Below are 17,773 nucleotides of genomic sequence, written 5' to 3'. Positions count from 1 at the left end.
TGTGCAGACAGATGTTTATGGGCTCTTTTTAACTGAGCTTACGACCTTTGGGGATGAAAGAGGGTTCTTTGCGCGGGCCTTTTGTGACCAACTGTTTGCCGAGAACGGAATAGAATTTTCAGTTCGACAAATTAATTTATCTGGAAACACGTCCCAAGGTACCCTAAGGGGACTTCACTATCAAACTGCTCCTAAACCCGACCCCAAAGTGGTTCGCTGTATTCGTGGCGCTGTGTGGGATGTCGTGGTCGATTTGAGAAAAGAGTCTTCGACGTACCTAAAATGGTATGGTGTTGCGTTGACAGCCGAAAATCGCAAGGCTTTGGTAATACCCGGTGGCTGTGCTCACGGATTTTTGACCTTAGAGGATGATAGCGAACTACTCTATTTAATGGGAGAGGAGTTTGTGCCCGATTTGGCTGGTGGACAGCGATGGAACGATCCGGCATTTGCGATTGAATGGCCGTTTAAACCAAAGATTATTGCCGACCGTGACGCAAATTACCCTGATTATGTTGTTTCATGAGCCGTATTCTTGTCACAGGTGGGATGGGATTTATCGGCCAACATGCAGTCAAGGCATTGGAAGATGCAGGACATGAACTTATTCTTGTTACGCGAAAACAAATCGAGGCAAAAACGTCTGGTGCCTTCTTGTATGGTGACCTTCTAAAAGAAGGCGAGCCAGAGAGAATAGTCAAAGAAGCCCGTGCGGAGTATTTACTTCATCTGGCTTGGGAGACTGAGCACGGCCATTTTTGGAATGCAGAAAGCAATTATCTTTGGAAGAAGCAAAGCATAAATCTTGTGACATCTTTTTGGGAGCAAGGCGGGCACCGAGCTGTTTGTGCGGGCAGTTGTGCAGAATATGATTGGTCTGCCAAAACTTCAGAAAGTCCGCTGGATGAATTTCACAGCCCTTTGCTTCCAGAGACCGTTTACGGGCAATGTAAGGTGGATTGTTTTCGTGTGCTTGAGAGCTTAAGCGATCAGACGCATAGCCTTGCTTGGGGGCGCGTATTCCTCCTTTATGGTAGGGGAGAGACAGGCACGCGATTTGTACCTTCTATTATCACTTCTTTGCTCGATGATTGTGAAGCTAAGATGTCATCTGGCTCTCAAGTGAGAGATTTTCTAGATAGCAGAGACGTTGGACGTGCTTTTGCTGCTTTAATGATGTCAGAAGTTCAGGGTGCTGTTAATATTTCATGCGGTACAGGTGTTCAGCTGATTGATGTTGCAAAAATGATTGGGGAGCTCATTGGTAAATCTGAGCTGCTAAAGCCAGGGGCTTTACCCGATAGAGCCGGTGAGCCCCATAATTTGATCGGTGTAAATCAACGCTTAACGGATGAGGTCGGGTTTGTACCTGAGTACTCTCTGAAAAGGGGGCTGTCGGATGTGATTAAGTATTGGCAAAACATGATCACACAAAACGAGTAACTGTATTTTAAGTGTCAGTAACATAAGAAAAGGCCCGAACACTGTGTTCGGGCCTTTTGTAAATAATTTTAAATCTTAGTCCGTAGATGGAAAGATTTCGGGCGGGTTAGGTGTTCGTATGCGACTTTTGAAAGACTGCAGCCGCGACCAGAATTCTTGACACCTGTCCAGGCTAATGCTGGATCAAGATAATCACAACGGTTCATGAACCATGTCCCCGTGTTGATGTCGTCGCCGATTGACAAGGCGGCGTCTGCATCTTCAGTCCAGATAGAAGCTGTTAGACCAAACTCGCTGTCGTTCATCAGTTTGATGGCTTCTTCGTCGGAGGAAACTTTCATCACGCCGACGACTGGGCCAAAGCTCTCTTCGTTCATCACGCGCATGGAATGATCAACACCAACAACAAGCTGAGGCGCAAGGTATGGAGTGCCTTCTTTATCAGCTGCAAAGAAACCTGGATCAATCAACGCTTCAGCACCGGCTTTAACCGCTTCGGCAACTTGGCCACGTACAAATTCAGCGGCGCTGGTTTTAACCACAGGGCCCATGTTTGTGTTTGTGTCTGTCGGGTTGCCCAGCTTGTACTGTTTCAACAGATCGACAGCACCGGATACAAAGTCGTCATATACGGAATCGTGCACATAAATGCGCTCGATACCGCAACAGGATTGGCCAGAGTTGAACATTGCGCCATCAACGAGGCTTTCGACAGCATAGGCAACGTTTGCATCCGCACGTACATAACCAGGGTCTTTGCCGCCGAGCTCTAGGCCTGTGGCAATGAAGCGTCCAGATGCGGCTTTTTGGATGGCGTGACCAGCAGGAACAGAACCAGTGAAGTTGACAAAATCAACACCGTCAGAACCGATAAGTTTCGCAGCGCTATCATGGCCCATGTGTAGGTGCTGAAAAACACCGTCTGGCAAGCCTGCTGCTTTGAATGCTGCGCTAAAACGTTCTGCACAAAGCGGTGTTTGAGCCGCATGCTTCAGAAGGACTGTATTGCCAGCCAAAAGAGCAGGAACAATGCAGTTAACGGCTGTCATCAAGGGGAAGTTCCAAGGTGCGACAACAAAAACGACACCGAGAGCTTCTTTGCGGATAAAGCGTGTGAAGCCTTCTTTATCACCAACGTTCTGGTCAGCAAGTGATTCCGGCGCAATGTCGATCATATAGCGCGCGCGCTCTTCAAAGCCGCCGATTTCGCCGGGAGCTTGTGAAATCGGACGACCGATCTGCCACGTAATTTCTTCTGCAATGGCATCTTTGTTTGCAACGAAGTAATCAACAGCCTTGTTTAATAAGGCTTGTTTTTCACTGATCGGCACTTTGCGCCAGCTTTTCTGGGCCGCGACGGCTTTGTCCAGGGCTGCCTGAATATCACTATCGCTTGATAGCGGGCGTTCTACGTAAACGGACCCGTCAACGGGTGAGATACATTTTAACAATTGGCTCATGGAAGGGGCTCTCCTTGGTGTTGTGGAGTATATTTTGTGAAACCTTCTTAAAGGTAACGAGAGCCTGCGACAAGATGTGCCAGCGGAAGCCCAGGTATGCAATTTATGCATGGCTATGCGCAAAAAATGCATGGCTTGTATGTGTCTGACTGATAATTATACTTTATATAACACTTTAGTTTTTGACAGCCAACTTTGTACATAATCAATGTTCAATAAGCGACTCATACTGAGCTGGAAATAGATAAAGAATATAAGTAAGGTTCGTCTCCTAGGGTTTTCCAGAAGAGCAATCTCTTAAATCATTACTTGGTATCAGTAGCGCCTGTAAACTGATGGCTACCAAAGTTGTAAACTTGATAGGGTAGGGTTGTTTGGATAAGAGGCGTTAACCTTTCTCATGTAAAAATTATTGGCTGTAAATGGAATTAAGAAATCGTTAATAATAAAGTTTTATGCTTTACTAGATAAATCATATTGTCGGAGCATGTAGCTCGATCCTCATCCTTGGCCGTTTTGATCAAGATTGGGGCGACCTCAGGAGGAGAAAATGGCTCTTTCCGCACTAGGCTTATTACAACAAGGTCTTGATACCCTTCGTGGTCTTCGAGGTCAGGAACTCGCTGACCAAAATAAGGCTCGGGATCTGATAGGCAAAGGTACAGATCTTGAAAATACAACAGGCCAGTCCCAACGCCCTGTAATTGATGACCAGATTGATGTTCCGCAGAATTTATTAAAAGACAGTAATCAGGGCGATGATGCTCAATCAGTTGCTTTAACACCCTCAGAAGCCGTTCAGCGTACTTTGGGGGCCGCACTTGATTCTATCGTCGGAACGCTTGCCGAAGTCTTCGAGCGCTTGGGTAATACAAAAGAAGCAGCTTTGGAATTTGCGCAAAATCTGGTGAATTCTATTAAAGAGTCTGCAAAAAATTCCGATGAATTCAGTTTTTCTTTTGAGCAGTCCGTAGCGACAAGCTCCAGGACGGCAATTTCCTATGCCGGAGCTGATGGAACAGCATCGGGTACAAGAGAACAAAGCTATCTGGCTGTTCAATCCTTGGATATTTATGTGAACAATACAACAGGTGAGCTGTCGTTTAACTTTGCATCGGTTCAAGCCGAAATAACACGGACAAGGGCTGTCGCTCAGTCCGGTTCTGCTGCGGGTGCAAACGCGTTATTGGGAAAGGTTATGAATGGACTTGAAGGGGGGAACCTTCTCGAGGCCGGGGATAATCTGTTGCTTGATAACCAAGGGCAAGGACTTAGTGAATTAATCCGTAAACTGGTGACAGATCCTGAAAAAGATAAAGAAGAAGAAAACAAAAATGTATTAGAGCCGCTTTTCAAAGATGGTCCCTTGTTAACCATTCGTGGTCGAGAAGACATTCCCGCATCAGAAAAGAGTGGGGATGACGTAACTCGCTTGAAGGCAGATTTACTGGTCCCTATAGGTCAACTTTTTAATGGAGCCCGTGGTACTGAATTTGAAGGAAAAGACGGTGTTCGACAGCTTCTTTCTGACGCTTTTGGTGGTGAGAGAAATAGAACTGATATTAAGACTTGAACTAAGCCAAGTTTCGGGAGAAATCCCGGGAAGCAGTGTGCATGTGTTGTGTACCTACGGGCAAATCAAGGGGCTGTATTTTCAGCCCCTTGATTTTTGTTCGTTAGGGTCTGGCCAACAATCCGCCATCTACAACCAGTTCAGTACCCGTTATGTAGCTGGCTTTATCTGATAAAAGAAAAAGAGCTGCATCGGTAATGTCTTGGGTTGTGCCTGCGCGCCCAAGTGGAATAACGCTTTCAGTCATCCGTTGAGTTTCCGGGTTTTCTATCCATCTTTCCTGCATTGGTGATACGGTGGGGCCAGGTAATATAGAATTTGACCTGATGCTGTCTTTGGCCCCTTCAAGGGCAACGGTTTTGGAAAGGGAAATAATACCGGCTTTTGATGCCTGGTACGCCACTTGTGGTTTATCATCCCCCCGCATTGCCTGGATAGAAGCGATATGTACCATCGCTCCTGAGCCATTCTTCCGCATATGTGGCATGGCGTGGCGACAGGTAATGATCATGGATTTGAGATTAATTTCCATGATGCGATCCCATGCATCCAAGTCGGTTTCTTCTGTAGATCGATCTTTGTCAAACCATAGAACCCCAGCCGCATTTACAAGGTAATCAAGCCGTCCGGTTGCCTGGAAAGCCCTATCCATAACGCCTTTCACAAATTCCGAACTTGTAACATCGCCCAGCTCAAAATTAATCAGCTCTTTATGACTGTGCGTATTAAGATTAATTGTGGTTGGCTTGATATCAACAAGAACTACATTCGCGCCTTGGCTGGCAAGATCAAGGCCGATGTTAAGTCCCATACCGCCTGCGGCACCGGTAATAATTGCTGTTTTTCCTGAAAAACTCATCGGAGCCTCATTTAATGATTGTTGGTTAAAATAATACTTCAGGACTGAGCAATAAGAATTTGTCCTGTACCTATAAAGAGTTGGTGTTGATGACAGCTATTTCAGGTTCATAAGTCGTTCAATACGCAATGACGTTGCGGGATGTGTCGATGTTAAGTCGCTGGCAAGCTCACTGAACGATCTGTTCGGGTTGATGATAAAAAGGTGCTCTGTTGCCGCATTCTTTTCTTTTAGATGTGCATGGCCTTCAATTTTGCCAAGCGCAGATGCCAGTCCTTTGGGGTTGCGCGTTAACTGCGCGGCCGTTGCATCGGCAAGATATTCACGCTCACGAGAGATTGCCATGCGAACGAGATAGGCAACCAGCGGGGCAAGAATGGCAGCAAGAAGCCATACGACACCTACGATAATAAGGAGTGCGCCATGACCGCCTTTACTATCTTTTTTTGATTTTGAGGAGCCGGAATAAAAGAACAAGCGACTAATCCGCGTCATTATTTCAGCAAACACAGCGATGAGCCCGGCGCCGACAGCAACCAATACTGCGTATTGAACATCCCGGTTCAGGATGTGAGCCATTTCATGAGCGATCACACCTTGAAGCTCATCACGGGACATAACATCGTATAGGCCTGTGGTGATAGTTACTGACGCTTTGTCAGGCCGCAGTCCTGTGGCAAAGGCATTAATTCCAGCATCCTGAATGATATAAACCGCAGGTTTGGGGAGACCAGAAGCAATGGCCATTTCTTCGACCACATTATGTAGATCTTCGTAAGTATTGTAATCTGCCTCTATCGCTCCGTTCATATGCAATAAGGTTTTGTCGGCAGCGTAGTAGGTCCAGATTAAAGCTAGAATTGAAAAAACGATCATTCCTGTCGCGGCCAAAAGTCCCCAATAACTTAAGGCGGTTCGTCGCAAGAGCTGAAAAACATCAGCATCATAGGGCGATGAATTTAATGCTGGATGTATCCCGGTAAAGATCTCTGCTGCCCAACCGGATATGTAGCCAAGAAAGGTAGCGGTAAAAATCATTATAAAACACAGAATAAACGAGTTCCGCTTATTCCGTGCTTGTGCCGATTTAAAATCTGTAGAAATCAGAGCAAGAGTATCTAATGACATCTATAAAGCCTATAGGAAGGGAAGGTATCTTAGAAAGACACTTTCGGTGGTTCCTGGGCTGCTGTCCGGGTTGCTTCGTCAAGCTCCCAAAGATCTTCGAGTTTGAATTTAAAAAACGAAGCAAAGATGTTTGAAGGAAACTGTTGTATGCGATTGTTTTGGGCTGTTGTAATATCGTTATAGTGTTGCCGGGCAAAAGCGACTTTGTTCTCGGTTGATGTCAGCTCTTCGGTTAAATCACTAACACTTTGTTGTGATTTTATATCTGGATAGTTCTCCATAACGGCCAGCAAGTTTGCTGTTGCATTTGATAACAGGTTGTTGCTTTCGATGGCTTCACTTTTGGAATCTGCATTGTAAGCACGGGTTCTCGCTTCGGTTACTTGGGTGAGAACGTCTTTTTCGTGTGCCATGAAACCTTTGACGGTTTCAATAAGATTAGGGATCAGGTCTAGTCGACGTTTTAGCTGAACGTCAATCTGCTTCCAGGCATTTTCAACAGAATTGCGCCCGGCAACAAGGGCGTTATAAACAGTGATGGCATAAAAACCTGCGACGATAACAATAGCTAGAACAATATATTCAGTCATGATCCCCCCTTGGATAAAACGCTTTCAAGATCAGAAAAGCGATAGAATACAGCTTAGATTTGAGCATTTTTCCTTGAAAATCAAGTTGCAAGTGTGTTCATCGGCTGAATATTGAGTCAGCTTGTTTACCCAACGTTCCATTTACCTTGTTTGTTGTTTTGCGGTTTAGGCCGTTTACATAGACGATTGTTATTCTTTACGATTTTTTGGTTTTCACTGGCTTTGTTCTGTTGGGGTAACAAGTTGTACAAATTTCGCACTTAGTTCCATCGCAGCCACGTGCCGAACAGTATTCTCTGCCATAATAAATGATTTCCAGATGAAGGTCGTTCCAACGGTCTTTTGGAAAGACACGTTTCAGGTCTTTTTCCGTTTGTTCTACATTTTTTCCATTGGTTAAGCCCCATCGCTGTGCAAGGCGGTGAATATGCGTATCAACGGGAAAGGATGGCACGCCAAAGGCTTGTGACATAACGACGCCTGCGGTTTTGTGACCAACGCCAGGCAACTCTTCTAATGCTTCCATCGATTGGGGGACGACGCCGTTATATTTGTCGATCAATATTTTAGATAATTCTGAAATGGCTTTGGATTTTCGTGGAGATAAACCACAGGGGCGGATAATTGCCCTGATTTCCTCAACAGGTACCTTGGACATGTCAAAGGGGTTGTCGGCGCGGGCGAAAAGAGCGGGCGTAATTTTGTTAACGCGTTCATCCGTACATTGGGCCGAAAGAAGAACAGCAACCAGTAATGTATAGGAATCAGTATGGTCTAGCGGAATCGGTAAGATCGGATAAATTTCTTTCAGGCGCTTGTTTATATATTCAACGCGATCTTTTTTTAGCATTTTATCACTTATCTCATAGATTCAGGAATTTTTAGCTTTTGGTATACTTTATGTTAACGGTCACCACGAATAATCGTCCTAACTGCTATAAAAGCAACAGTATAATTCTCTCGTAAAGAGACTTGTTAATAAGGTCGGGTCAAGTCGTGTCAGAAGATCAAAACAAAAATACAGATGAAAACCAAGAACAATCCATCATTGATGATGCCAATTCAGATGTGCTTCAAGCCCAAGAAAACGTTGATGAGCGCATAGAGGAAATAGAGGTGTCAGGTGATCAAGATCAGCTAAAACAGGAGGCTGAACCTGTGGCCGATTCAGAATTGGTGCGTTATGACGAGGATGCTCCTCGGACAACATTCCTTGGGAATTTTTCTTTAACAACCAGAATATCAGCTTTGATGTTATTGGGCATTATTGCGCTGGGTGTTATCTGTGCAATTTATTTTGCAGGTGATGTTCTTCTATCGAAGAGTCGCGAACAACTTGCTAAAAATCAGGTGAAGCTGGCGCAAAGTCAGGAGATGTTGGCAAAAGATCAAAATCTTCTAGAAGAATCCCAGCTTATACAAAAGCTGGTTGATGAGATAGAAGTTAATATTAACCGCCTTGCTTTGAACGAAAAAGATTTCTTATTAAAGAGCGATCTAAAATTTGAAGACCTTTTCTTTAGAGAAATGGACATTGTAAATGTCAAAATAAAAGAGCTTAAACAGCACGCAACCAACGAGGATATCAAGGTCGCAGTCACAGATTTAGAGCAAAAACTCAGAGCTTACGAAGATCAATTTGGTGTTGTTGTTCAGGATAAGTCGACCTTGGGGATGACGAAAAATGCAGGCCTTAAGGGTAAGCTTAACAATTCAGCTTTTGCGATCGAAGATAGCCTCAAAGCCCCATACCTTATCAAACTTGCGGGCGAGATGACGGCTATTCGTACCGTCGAAAAGACCTTTATTATCACGCATGAGCAGGACGACATGAAGGCCGTTCTTAAGCAGGGTAAAAAATTCCTGCGCAACGTGAAGTATGCTTTGTTATCAAAGAAGGAAAAGAAAAAGATTCAAGATTTGGTAGCTACTTACCTAAAAGATTTTGAAAATTTTGCGAAAACAACACTTAGTTTTGATGGCGGTACAGATCAACTGGTTGAGGCTTTCGGTAAATTGAAAGGCCCAATAAGCCAAATGGCTAACTTAAGTAAAGTTGAGTTAATGGCTATTGCAGAACGTGTTAATAAAGTATCTGCGGATGTTGAAACAGTTTCTGAGGACGTGGAAAAGGTGTCGATAGAGGCGGATGAAAATGCGTCTTCTATCCGCAGTCTTATTATTGGTGCTGCTATTGTAATCTTCATCTTAATGGTCGCGATTGGGATTGTTGTTCTTCGGAGTTTGACTGGTCCTATTCGTTCAATCACTGACGTGACAACACGATTGTCTGGGGGGGACAAAGATGTTGATATTCCAGCCATAGATAATCGTGATGAAATTGGAGAAATGGCTCGTGCACTTTTGGTTTTCAAAGAGAACCTGATCGAAAATGAACGTAACGAAGCCGAGCGGCGGGAACAGCGCCAGGAACGCGAAGCACGTGCCAGACGTTTGGAAGAATTGGCCCAGCGGTTTGATGGTGAGGTCAGGGATGTTCTTTCGGGACTTCAAAGCTCAACAGGTCGTATGGGCGATACGGCTTCTACGATGTCAACAATTGCTGATGAAACAAAAGCACAGTCAAATGCTGTTGCGTCGGCCTCTGATTTGGCATCGACAAATGTTCAAACTGTAGCTTCCGCTGCTGAAGAGCTGTCTGCGTCTATCAACGAAATCAGCAGGCAGGTTATGGAATCTTCAAATGTAACCAGTCGCGCAGTTAGCGAAGCAACCAAAACAAGTCAGACTGTTCAGGAACTGTCTGATGCGGCGCAAAAAATTGGTGAAGTTGTTCACTTGATCAATGATATTGCGGAACAAACAAATTTGCTGGCCTTGAATGCAACCATCGAAGCCGCAAGAGCAGGCGAAGCTGGCAAAGGCTTTGCTGTTGTTGCTTCTGAGGTTAAATCACTTGCCAATCAAACGGCTAAGGCGACCGAAGATATTTCAGAGCAAATTGCGACTATGCAGCGTCAAACAGGGTCTGCGGTTAATGATATCGAGGGTATCAGCAAGATTATTAATCAGGTTAATGAAATTGCTTCTGGTATCTCTGCTGCGGTTGAAGAACAAGGGGCGGCAACGCAAGAAATCGCGCGTAATACCCAAGAGGCTGCGCGAGGGACACAAGAAGTTTCAGCCAATATTTCTGGTGTGAGTCAGGCTGCGGATAAATCGGGGCAGGCTTCGGATCAGGTTATGACGGCTGTTGATGAGCTGAAAACACAAGGGGATCGTTTGAATTCCCAAGTGCAGAATTTCCTTAAGGAAATTCAGAGCGCATAGAAGTCAAAATTTGTACGCTTGCAAAATGCTGGGAACACACTCTGTTCCCAGCATTTTTTGTTTCCGGACCTTATGGCGTTGAGTGTTTTTAAGGCTATGTGTTTTTTTGCAACTTTTTAAAATGTAGCCTGCTGACTGCGATACCGGCCAGAATAAGTAATAAGCCTATTATGGTTGTCGAGGGTAATCGTTCCCCAAGGAATAAGGCGCCCCACAAAACGCCAAAAAATGGAACGAGATAGCCGACATAGGAAGCAAAGGTTACGCCGACTTCCCTGATCAGATAGAACCTGAGGATAAAAGCGAGAGCGGTTGGAATGAGGCCTAGATATAGAAGGGCAAGAATGGAATTGGTTTCACTGGATGCGATTGCAACCCATGGCGTTTCAAATATCAGGCTTACAGGTAAAATCAGCGCGGTGGCGGATATCAAAATTGATGCTGTTACAACAGTGTTCGATTTCTCTTTAATTCTTCGCACCAAAATTCCGGAACAGGCGTAACACATGGCAGCAAACATTGTGATGATCTGGGCGTAAAAGTTATCGCCAATACCTGAAAAGGTTTCCAAGCCCAAAACAACAATGACACCTGCGAAACCGACGAGGACACCAAGAAATTTAAAAAGGGTAAAGCGGTCGTCAGTACTGAAAAAATGGGATAATATAAGGGCAATTAATGGCCCCGTTGCCATCAGGATCGCGGTAAGGCCCGAGCTGATAAATTGTTCTGCCCAACTGATCATCGCAAAGGGCGCGGCCATACTGAAAAAACTGATCAGGACTATTTGCTGCCAGAACTTTCTATTCTTTGGCAGGGAAAGGGATCGTGAGCGCATATATAGATAGATCACGATACTCGCGACCAAAAGGCGACCTGTTGCAATGGTTGCAGGAGGGATATCTTCAACGGTAATTTTTATAGCTAAAAAGGCGGAACCCCAAATGGCTGCCAATGATGTCAGCAGGATAAAATCCCAAAGTGTTGGTGCGCGCATTATTGAAGTCCTGAAAAGCATTTTATAAGTGTCAGCTTTTGCCTTTTGAGCGAAAGTTCGCAAGGAAAAAATAGGATTTGTAATTATTGTTGGGCGTAAACGAGGGCTGCGAAAATCAAAAATATACTGAATTTGTTTATTCTTTGTGGCTTTATAAGCCCTTAAAAGGCATATAGTCTGTAACTGTTATTATTTTGAATTAGATACTTTTTTATGATTGAGCAGAACGTCCAACATCGTCCCAAAATTGTGGTTGTCGGCAATGAAAAGGGCGGATCAGGTAAGTCCACAACGACGATGCATCTTGTTGTTTCTCTTCTAAAAGAGGGGTACCGGGTGGGGACGATCGATCTTGATGCCAGACAAGGTACTTTATCCCGGTATCTTGAGAACAGGTCTAGTTTCGCGAAGGGAACAGACAGTTCAATTCCCATGCCTGAACACAGGCGCGTATACCGTTCTCAGGCACCAACGACAGAAGAAAGTGAAACCGAAGACCGCGAGAACCTTGAACAGGCGATGACGGAACTTTGGGAACTGGATTTTATTGTCTTTGACACGCCGGGGAGTGATAATTACCTGTCACGGCTTGGTCATAGCTATGCGGATATTTTGGTCACCCCATTAAATGACAGCTTTCTTGATATGGATATGTTGGCAAAGGTAGAAGTCGAGAACGACGAACTCAAACTGACACCAAGTACCTATAGCCAAATGGTGTGGGAACAGCGCCAACAACGGGCTATACAACGTAAAAAACCCATCGACTGGGTGGTGATGAGGAACAGGCTTTCCCATATTGATGCAAAAAACAAAAGAGACATGGGGATATTGCTGGAGCACTTGGCAAAACGCTTACAATTCCGGTTAGCATCGGGCTTTGGTGAACGTGTTATTTTCAGAGAGCTGTTTCCCAAGGGGCTTACCTTGCTTGATCTGGATCAGAAAGGTACGGGTGTTACGATGAGCATGAGTCACGTCGCAGCTCGTCAGGAAGTGCGCTCTTTATTGAGCACGATTGGTTTGGGAAAAGAGGCGCCCTCAAAGGAAACATAGGTTATGATCAAGGCTATGATTTTGAGGATAGATAACTATATAGTATCGAAAGTTTCTTTTTCTGCTCATCACCATGGTAGAGGAGTTTTCGTTGCCAGAGAGAAAGCCAGCTATATCAGGAAAGTCGGCGCCCCCGGCCAAAAAATCTACTGATCGAGAGGTAGATATTTTTCTGGATAAGCTTGCGCGTCTTCCGAAAACAGCCTCGGCAAAGGGACGTCTTATTTTTGCCTTGGATGCAACGGCAAGTCGGCAGATGACTTGGGACCAAGCCTGTCATATTCAGGCAATGATGTTCAAAGAAGCAGGCCGTGTTGGTGATTTGGAAATTCAGTTGATTTTTTATCGCGGCTTTGGTGAATGTAAGGCATCGACTTGGGTAAGTGATACCGATCATCTAACTAGGTTAATGACATCTGTTCATTGTCTCGCTGGAAGTACGCAAATTGAAAAGGTCTTAAAACGTGCTGTTAAAGAAACCGCTAAGAAGAAAGTAAATGCCCTGGTTTTTGTCGGGGATGCAATGGAAGAAGATATAGATACCCTTGGTCATCTTGCCGGACAGTTGGGATTACACGGGCTTCCATGTTTTATGTTTCACGAAGGTAGTGACCCCATTGTCCAAACTGCTTTTAAGCAATTTGCAAGGCTATCGGGCGGGGCTTATTGCCCTTTTGATGATGGGGCAGCCCAACAGCTAAAAGATCTATTAGCTGCGGTTGCTGTTTTTGCTGTTGGTGGGCGAAAGGCCTTGGTTGATTATTCGCAAAAAAATAAAAACAAAACAATGACGGCAAAACTACTCGCTCAAATCCCTGAATGAGCAACATAACACAATAAAAAATCGACGGAGCTTTTAAACGTGATTGCCTATTTTATTCTTGGTGTAGGATTGTTCTTAGGGTCAATTTTTCTGGCCCGTTGGTACAGCAGGGCAAATCCGTCAACGGTTCTGAAAACGATCAAAGTTATCCTTGCCATAATTGGTCTCTTTATCGCCCTATTTTTGCTCTTCACTGGGCGAATATTCATGGTGCTTGCTGCTGTACCCTTGCTTCTTCCGTTTTTATTGCGTTCACGGGCTTTGTTTTCGCGTATGAAGGCAGCGGCAGGCGGGACCGCAGGGCAGAGTTCAGAAGTGGTGACCAAGTTTCTCAAAATGAATCTGGATCATGATAGCGGAGAAATGGATGGATTGGTGCTGAGCGGGGATCATGAAGGACATTGGTTGTCTGAATTGAAGCTTGGTGAGCTAGAAGAGTTATACCAGTATTATTGTGTGGAGGATCACAAGTCTGCCGAATTGTTGTCGGCATACGCTTCAAGGCGCTTTGGTGAGAGTTGGACGAGTAAAGAGAGCGAACGTACACAGGGCCAAGGTGAGGCAGATTATGGCACAGATGATAAGCAGACAAGAGGCCATATGGATAGCCATATGGATAGAAAGAAAGCATTGGAAATTTTGGGACTAAAAGGAAAGCCATCGGCAGAAGAAATCCGACAGGCACACAGGAAGTTGATGCAGAAGTTACACCCGGATCATGGCGGTAGCACCTATCTTGCAACACAGGTTAATCAAGCGAAAGAAATTCTTTTGAATGGCTCTGGTTGAGTTTCCATCCTTACTATGGCAAAGACATAACTAATTTTAAATTTATTGAGGAGTGCGGCTTCTATGCGCCGACCCGTTCGTAAAGCGATTTTCCCTGTCGGGGGACTAGGAACCCGATTTCTACCAGCAACAAAAGCAATGCCCAAAGAAATGTTGCCTGTTGTTGATAAGCCTTTGATCCAATATGCCGTAGAAGAAGCCAAAGCTGCGGGAATTGAAGAGTTTATTTTCGTTACGGGGCGGGGAAAAACGGCAATAGAAAACCACTTTGATCGCGAATATGAGCTGGAATCTGTTCTTGAAAGCCGCGGTAAAGAAAAAGAACTCAAAGATTTGACGAGCTTACTTCTCGAAGCAGGCAGTGTAACTTATATGCGCCAGCAAGAACCTTTGGGGTTGGGACACGCTGTCTGGTGTGCCCGCAATGCAATTGGGGATGAACCCTTTGCTGTTTTGCTTGCGGATGATTTGATACAGGCTGGTACGCCGTGTCTCAAACAGATGATTGATAATTATCAGGACACGGGCGGGCATTTAGTCGCGGTTATGGATGTTCCAAGGGAACAAACCAATCGTTATGGTATTCTGGATGTTGTCTCGGAAAATGGTCCTTTGGCAAAAGCCCGGAGCCTGATTGAAAAGCCTGCACCAGAGAATGCTCCTTCAACGTTGTCAATTATTGGACGGTACGTGTTGGACCCCTCTGTTTTTACTGAGTTGAATAAAAAAGAACGCGGAGCTGGCGGGGAAATACAGCTTACAGATGCTCTGGCCGCAACGCTTGATAATGTTGATTTTCATGGCTTGAGGTTTGAGGGAACCAGATTTGATTGTGGCAGTAAGGCCGGGTTCTTGGAAGCTACGATTGCCTTTGCTCTGGAACGCGAGGACCTTGGTGGTCGCATGCGTGATATTCTGAAAAAATATTCAAATTAAAGATGATGGCGGATACTTTGTCGCAAGTATCCTAAGGAGTAATAAATGCGTATTGCAATGATTGGTACCGGCTATGTCGGTCTGGTATCCGGAACCTGTTTTTCCGAATTTGGAACTGATGTTGTTTGTGTCGATAAAGACGAGAGCAAAATTGAGGGCCTCAAAAACGGTGTGATTCCAATTTTCGAACCGGGCTTGGATACGCTTGTCAAAAATAATGCCGAAGCAGGCCGTTTGACTTTTTCTACTGATCTTGCTGCTGCGGCTAAAGATGCGGATGCTATTTTTATCGCTGTGGGAACGCCGCCCGGTGAAAATGATGGCCAGGCCGATCTTTCCTATGTTTATCAGGCCGCGAAAGAAATAGCAGAAGTGATTGATGGTTATAAAGTCATCATAACAAAATCGACAGTACCAGTCGGAACAGGCCGTGCCGTTGAGCGCATTATTCGTGAAACGCGGCCTGACGCAGATTTTGATGTTGTTTCTAACCCGGAATTCTTACGCGAAGGGGCGGCGATCAATGATTTTATGCGCCCTGATCGGGTTGTGATTGGTGCCGAAACCAAACGTGCGCAAGACGTGATGGCGGAACTTTATCGTCCGTTATATCTAATCGAAACGCCTATCTTGTTTACGAAGTTGGAAACATCGGAACTGATTAAGTACGCGGGGAACGCTTTTCTTGCGACAAAGATTTCTTTTATCAATCAGATGGCAGATCTATGTGAAAAAGTCGGCGCTGACGTGCATCAGGTCGCCAAAGGCATTGGTCTGGATGGTCGTATCGGTCGAAAATTCCTTCACGCTGGTCCTGGATATGGTGGGTCTTGTTTCCCAAAAGATACGCAAGCTCTCGCCTATACAGCGCGGGAGTATGGTGCGCCTGTCAGTCTGGTTGAGGACGTTATCTCCTATAACAGTGCGCGAAAGCGTCAAATGGCTGAAAAGATCATTGCCCAATGTGGCGGTTCTGTTTCAGGCAAAAAAATTGCTGTTCTGGGGCTGACGTTTAAGCCAAATACAGATGATATGAGAGATTCGCCGAGCCTGGATATTATTCCGCACTTACAGGAAAATGGCGCGCAGGTTAGCGCGTATGATCCCGAAGGTATGGCAGAGGCTGCTGAACTCTTGTCTGATGTCGATTATGGCGAGAACGCCTATGAGATTATGAAAGATGCGGATGCACTGGTTATTGTGACAGAATGGAATGAATTCCGTCGGCTTGATCTGGAGCGTGTCAAAGGGCTGTTGACCTCGCCGATTATGATTGATCTGCGCAATATCTATAATCCGGACGAGATGAAAGAAGCTGGTTTTGACTACCTTTGTGTTGGTCGCCCGCTTTCCGCATTTTCTGTTAAATAAAATTTACATTTTAAAACTCTAAACCTGACGAGATCGCCTTGTATAATTTTGATCCAACCATCATTCGTGAATATGATATCAGAGGTATCATCGGTGAAACACTTTCTACTGCTGATGCAACAGCGATAGGAAGGGCCTTTGGGACCATTATTCGCCGCGCTGGTGGAAACAAGGTTGCCGTTGGCTATGATGGAAGGACATCTTCCCCCGTTCTCGCTGAGGCGCTGTCGCAAGGTTTGAGAGCATCAGGCGTTAGTGTTTATGGTGTTGGTCAGGGACCAACACCGATGCTGTATTTCGCTGCCTATACCTTGCCTGTCGATGGCGGTATCATGATCACCGGATCTCATAATCCGGGGAATCATAACGGCTTTAAGCTCGTACAGAACAAACAGGCGTTTTTTGGAGAACAGATCAAAGAAATTGATCGTGTCGCAAAGTCTGGTGATTTTGAAGAAGGGGAAGGTGCGTATATCGAACATCCTATCTTTGATTCTTATATTGCCCGACTTCTTGAAGAGGTACAGTTCAAGCAAAGTAATTTGAAAGTTGTTTGGGATGCAGGCAATGGCGCAGCGGGCGAAGCCATGACTGCACTTACGGCACAACTGCCCGGACAGCATGAACTTTTGTTTGCTGAAATCGATGGAACATTTCCAAATCACCATCCCGACCCGACGGTTCCGGAAAACCTTATTGATTTGCAAAAAGGGATCTCTGAGAACAAAGCAGACCTAGGCATTGCTTTTGATGGTGATGGTGACCGGATTGGTCTGGTTGATTCCGAAGGCGAAATTTTGTGGGGGGATCAGATTATGCTGTTCCTTGCCAAGGGCGTATTGAAAGATCTTCCCGGTGCTACGGTCATTGCCGATGTAAAAGCCAGCCAGGTTCTTTTTGATGAGGTTGAAAACGCAGGTGGAAAGCCTGTTATGTGGAAAACGGGTCATTCCCATATTAAATCAAAAATGATTGAACTTGGTGCGCCGTTTGCCGGGGAAATGTCAGCGCATCTTTTCTTTGCCGATCGTTATTATGGTTATGATGATGCGCTCTATGCTGCTGTTCGTGTTTTGAACCTTCTCGAAACAGAAGGTTTGTCGCTTGCGGAGTTTAGGAAATCACTTCCAAAGGCAGTGAATACACCTGAGATGCGGTTTGAATGTTCTGATACCCGAAAATTTGACGTTGTTGACGAAGTTGCTGCACGTCTGGCCGAAGAAAAAGCTGATGTAGTTTCTGTTGACGGGGTTCGGGTCAATACAGCTGATGGATGGTGGCTGTTACGTGCTTCTAATACTCAGGCTGTTCTGGTTGCCCGTTGTGAGGCATCCAGCGAAGAGGGGTTGAAGCGATTACAGGCACAGCTTGCTGAGCAATTATTGAAGAGCGACGTTGCTATTCCGAATTAAAGTATTGATGGCTGTTAAGGGCTATCAATCCAGAACAAAAAAACC

General features: G+C 45.2%; 16 protein-coding genes. 10 read left to right on the top strand and 6 right to left on the bottom strand.

Annotation, left to right across the window (positions count from 1 at the left end; genetic code table 11):
* Position 1 precedes the first annotated feature (1 nt).
* Both rfbC and ACN0W5_RS08630 read left to right on the top strand, forming a co-directional pair.
* Positions 2-526, top strand: coding sequence for a dTDP-4-dehydrorhamnose 3,5-epimerase (gene rfbC, locus ACN0W5_RS08635; protein WP_417454030.1), 525 nt, complete (start codon positions 2-4; stop codon positions 524-526).
* Entirely contained in the window at positions 523-1,443 is a 921-nt protein-coding gene (locus ACN0W5_RS08630) for an NAD-dependent epimerase/dehydratase family protein (RefSeq protein ID WP_417453743.1), read from the top strand. The genes rfbC and ACN0W5_RS08630 overlap by 4 nt, the downstream gene beginning before the upstream one ends.
* A 68-nt stretch (positions 1,444-1,511) precedes the next feature.
* Here the strand turns inward: ACN0W5_RS08630 and ACN0W5_RS08625 are convergent, their stop codons facing one another.
* A complete protein-coding gene (locus ACN0W5_RS08625) occupies positions 1,512-2,903 on the bottom strand; it encodes an aldehyde dehydrogenase family protein (protein ID WP_417453742.1) in 1,392 nt (463 codons plus the stop codon).
* Positions 2,904-3,453: 550 nt separating this feature from the next.
* On the opposite strand from ACN0W5_RS08625, the gene ACN0W5_RS08620 reads away from it, so the two are divergent.
* The gene (locus ACN0W5_RS08620) at positions 3,454-4,476 is read left to right on the top strand and encodes a hypothetical protein (protein WP_417453741.1); all 1,023 of its coding nucleotides are present in this window, start codon (positions 3,454-3,456) and stop codon (positions 4,474-4,476) included.
* 103 nt (positions 4,477-4,579) lie between these two features.
* On the opposite strand, the gene ACN0W5_RS08615 is transcribed toward ACN0W5_RS08620, so the two are convergent.
* From ACN0W5_RS08615 to nth, 4 genes are all read right to left on the bottom strand, one after another.
* The gene (locus ACN0W5_RS08615) at positions 4,580-5,335 is read right to left on the bottom strand and encodes an SDR family NAD(P)-dependent oxidoreductase (protein ID WP_417453740.1); all 756 of its coding nucleotides are present in this window, start codon (positions 5,333-5,335) and stop codon (positions 4,580-4,582) included.
* A 96-nt stretch (positions 5,336-5,431) separates the two neighbouring features.
* Complete coding sequence (locus tag ACN0W5_RS08610) at positions 5,432-6,463, bottom strand: M48 family metallopeptidase (RefSeq protein ID WP_417453739.1); 1,032 nt, start codon at positions 6,461-6,463, stop codon at positions 5,432-5,434.
* A gap of 29 nt (positions 6,464-6,492) precedes the next feature.
* A complete protein-coding gene (locus ACN0W5_RS08605) occupies positions 6,493-7,053 on the bottom strand; it encodes a LemA family protein (RefSeq protein WP_417453738.1) in 561 nt (186 codons plus the stop codon).
* 196 nt (positions 7,054-7,249) lie between these two features.
* A complete protein-coding gene (gene nth / locus ACN0W5_RS08600) occupies positions 7,250-7,903 on the bottom strand; it encodes an endonuclease III (protein ID WP_417453737.1) in 654 nt (217 codons plus the stop codon).
* A gap of 146 nt (positions 7,904-8,049) precedes the next feature.
* Here nth and ACN0W5_RS08595 point away from each other — a divergent pair, with 146 nt between their 5' ends.
* Entirely contained in the window at positions 8,050-10,344 is a 2,295-nt protein-coding gene (locus ACN0W5_RS08595) for a methyl-accepting chemotaxis protein (RefSeq protein ID WP_417453736.1), read from the top strand.
* 94 nt (positions 10,345-10,438) lie between these two features.
* Here ACN0W5_RS08595 and ACN0W5_RS08590 read toward each other — a convergent pair whose 3' ends face one another.
* The gene (locus tag ACN0W5_RS08590) at positions 10,439-11,341 is read right to left on the bottom strand and encodes a DMT family transporter (RefSeq protein ID WP_417453735.1); all 903 of its coding nucleotides are present in this window, start codon (positions 11,339-11,341) and stop codon (positions 10,439-10,441) included.
* Between the two features lie 213 nt (positions 11,342-11,554).
* Here ACN0W5_RS08590 and ACN0W5_RS08585 point away from each other — a divergent pair, with 213 nt between their 5' ends.
* The 6 genes from ACN0W5_RS08585 to pgmG all read left to right on the top strand — a co-directional run bounded on the left by ACN0W5_RS08585 (position 11,555) and on the right by pgmG (position 17,728).
* On the top strand, positions 11,555-12,397 hold the full coding sequence (locus ACN0W5_RS08585) for a division plane positioning ATPase MipZ (protein ID WP_417453734.1): 843 nt from the start codon (positions 11,555-11,557) through the stop codon (positions 12,395-12,397).
* 91 nt (positions 12,398-12,488) lie between these two features.
* A complete protein-coding gene (locus ACN0W5_RS08580) occupies positions 12,489-13,220 on the top strand; it encodes a VWA domain-containing protein (RefSeq protein ID WP_417453733.1) in 732 nt (243 codons plus the stop codon).
* A 39-nt stretch (positions 13,221-13,259) separates the two neighbouring features.
* The gene (locus ACN0W5_RS08575) at positions 13,260-14,009 is read left to right on the top strand and encodes a DnaJ domain-containing protein (RefSeq protein ID WP_417453732.1); all 750 of its coding nucleotides are present in this window, start codon (positions 13,260-13,262) and stop codon (positions 14,007-14,009) included.
* 63 nt (positions 14,010-14,072) lie between these two features.
* Positions 14,073-14,945, top strand: coding sequence for a UTP--glucose-1-phosphate uridylyltransferase GalU (gene galU, locus ACN0W5_RS08570; RefSeq protein ID WP_417453731.1), 873 nt, complete (start codon positions 14,073-14,075; stop codon positions 14,943-14,945).
* A 45-nt stretch (positions 14,946-14,990) separates the two neighbouring features.
* Entirely contained in the window at positions 14,991-16,316 is a 1,326-nt protein-coding gene (locus tag ACN0W5_RS08565; protein ID WP_417453730.1) for a UDP-glucose dehydrogenase family protein, read from the top strand.
* 32 nt (positions 16,317-16,348) lie between these two features.
* Positions 16,349-17,728: a phosphoglucomutase/phosphomannomutase PgmG gene (pgmG, locus tag ACN0W5_RS08560; protein ID WP_417454029.1), complete on the top strand. Its 1,380-nt coding sequence runs from the start codon at positions 16,349-16,351 to the stop codon at positions 17,726-17,728.
* Positions 17,729-17,773 lie beyond the last annotated feature (45 nt).

Origin of the sequence: Kiloniella sp., assembly GCF_048270245.1 — a bacterium.
Lineage (GTDB): Bacteria > Pseudomonadota > Alphaproteobacteria > Kiloniellales > Kiloniellaceae > Kiloniella.
The sequence above is the reverse complement of the archived record's forward strand: the minus strand, read 5'-3'. Positions and strand labels throughout refer to the sequence as shown.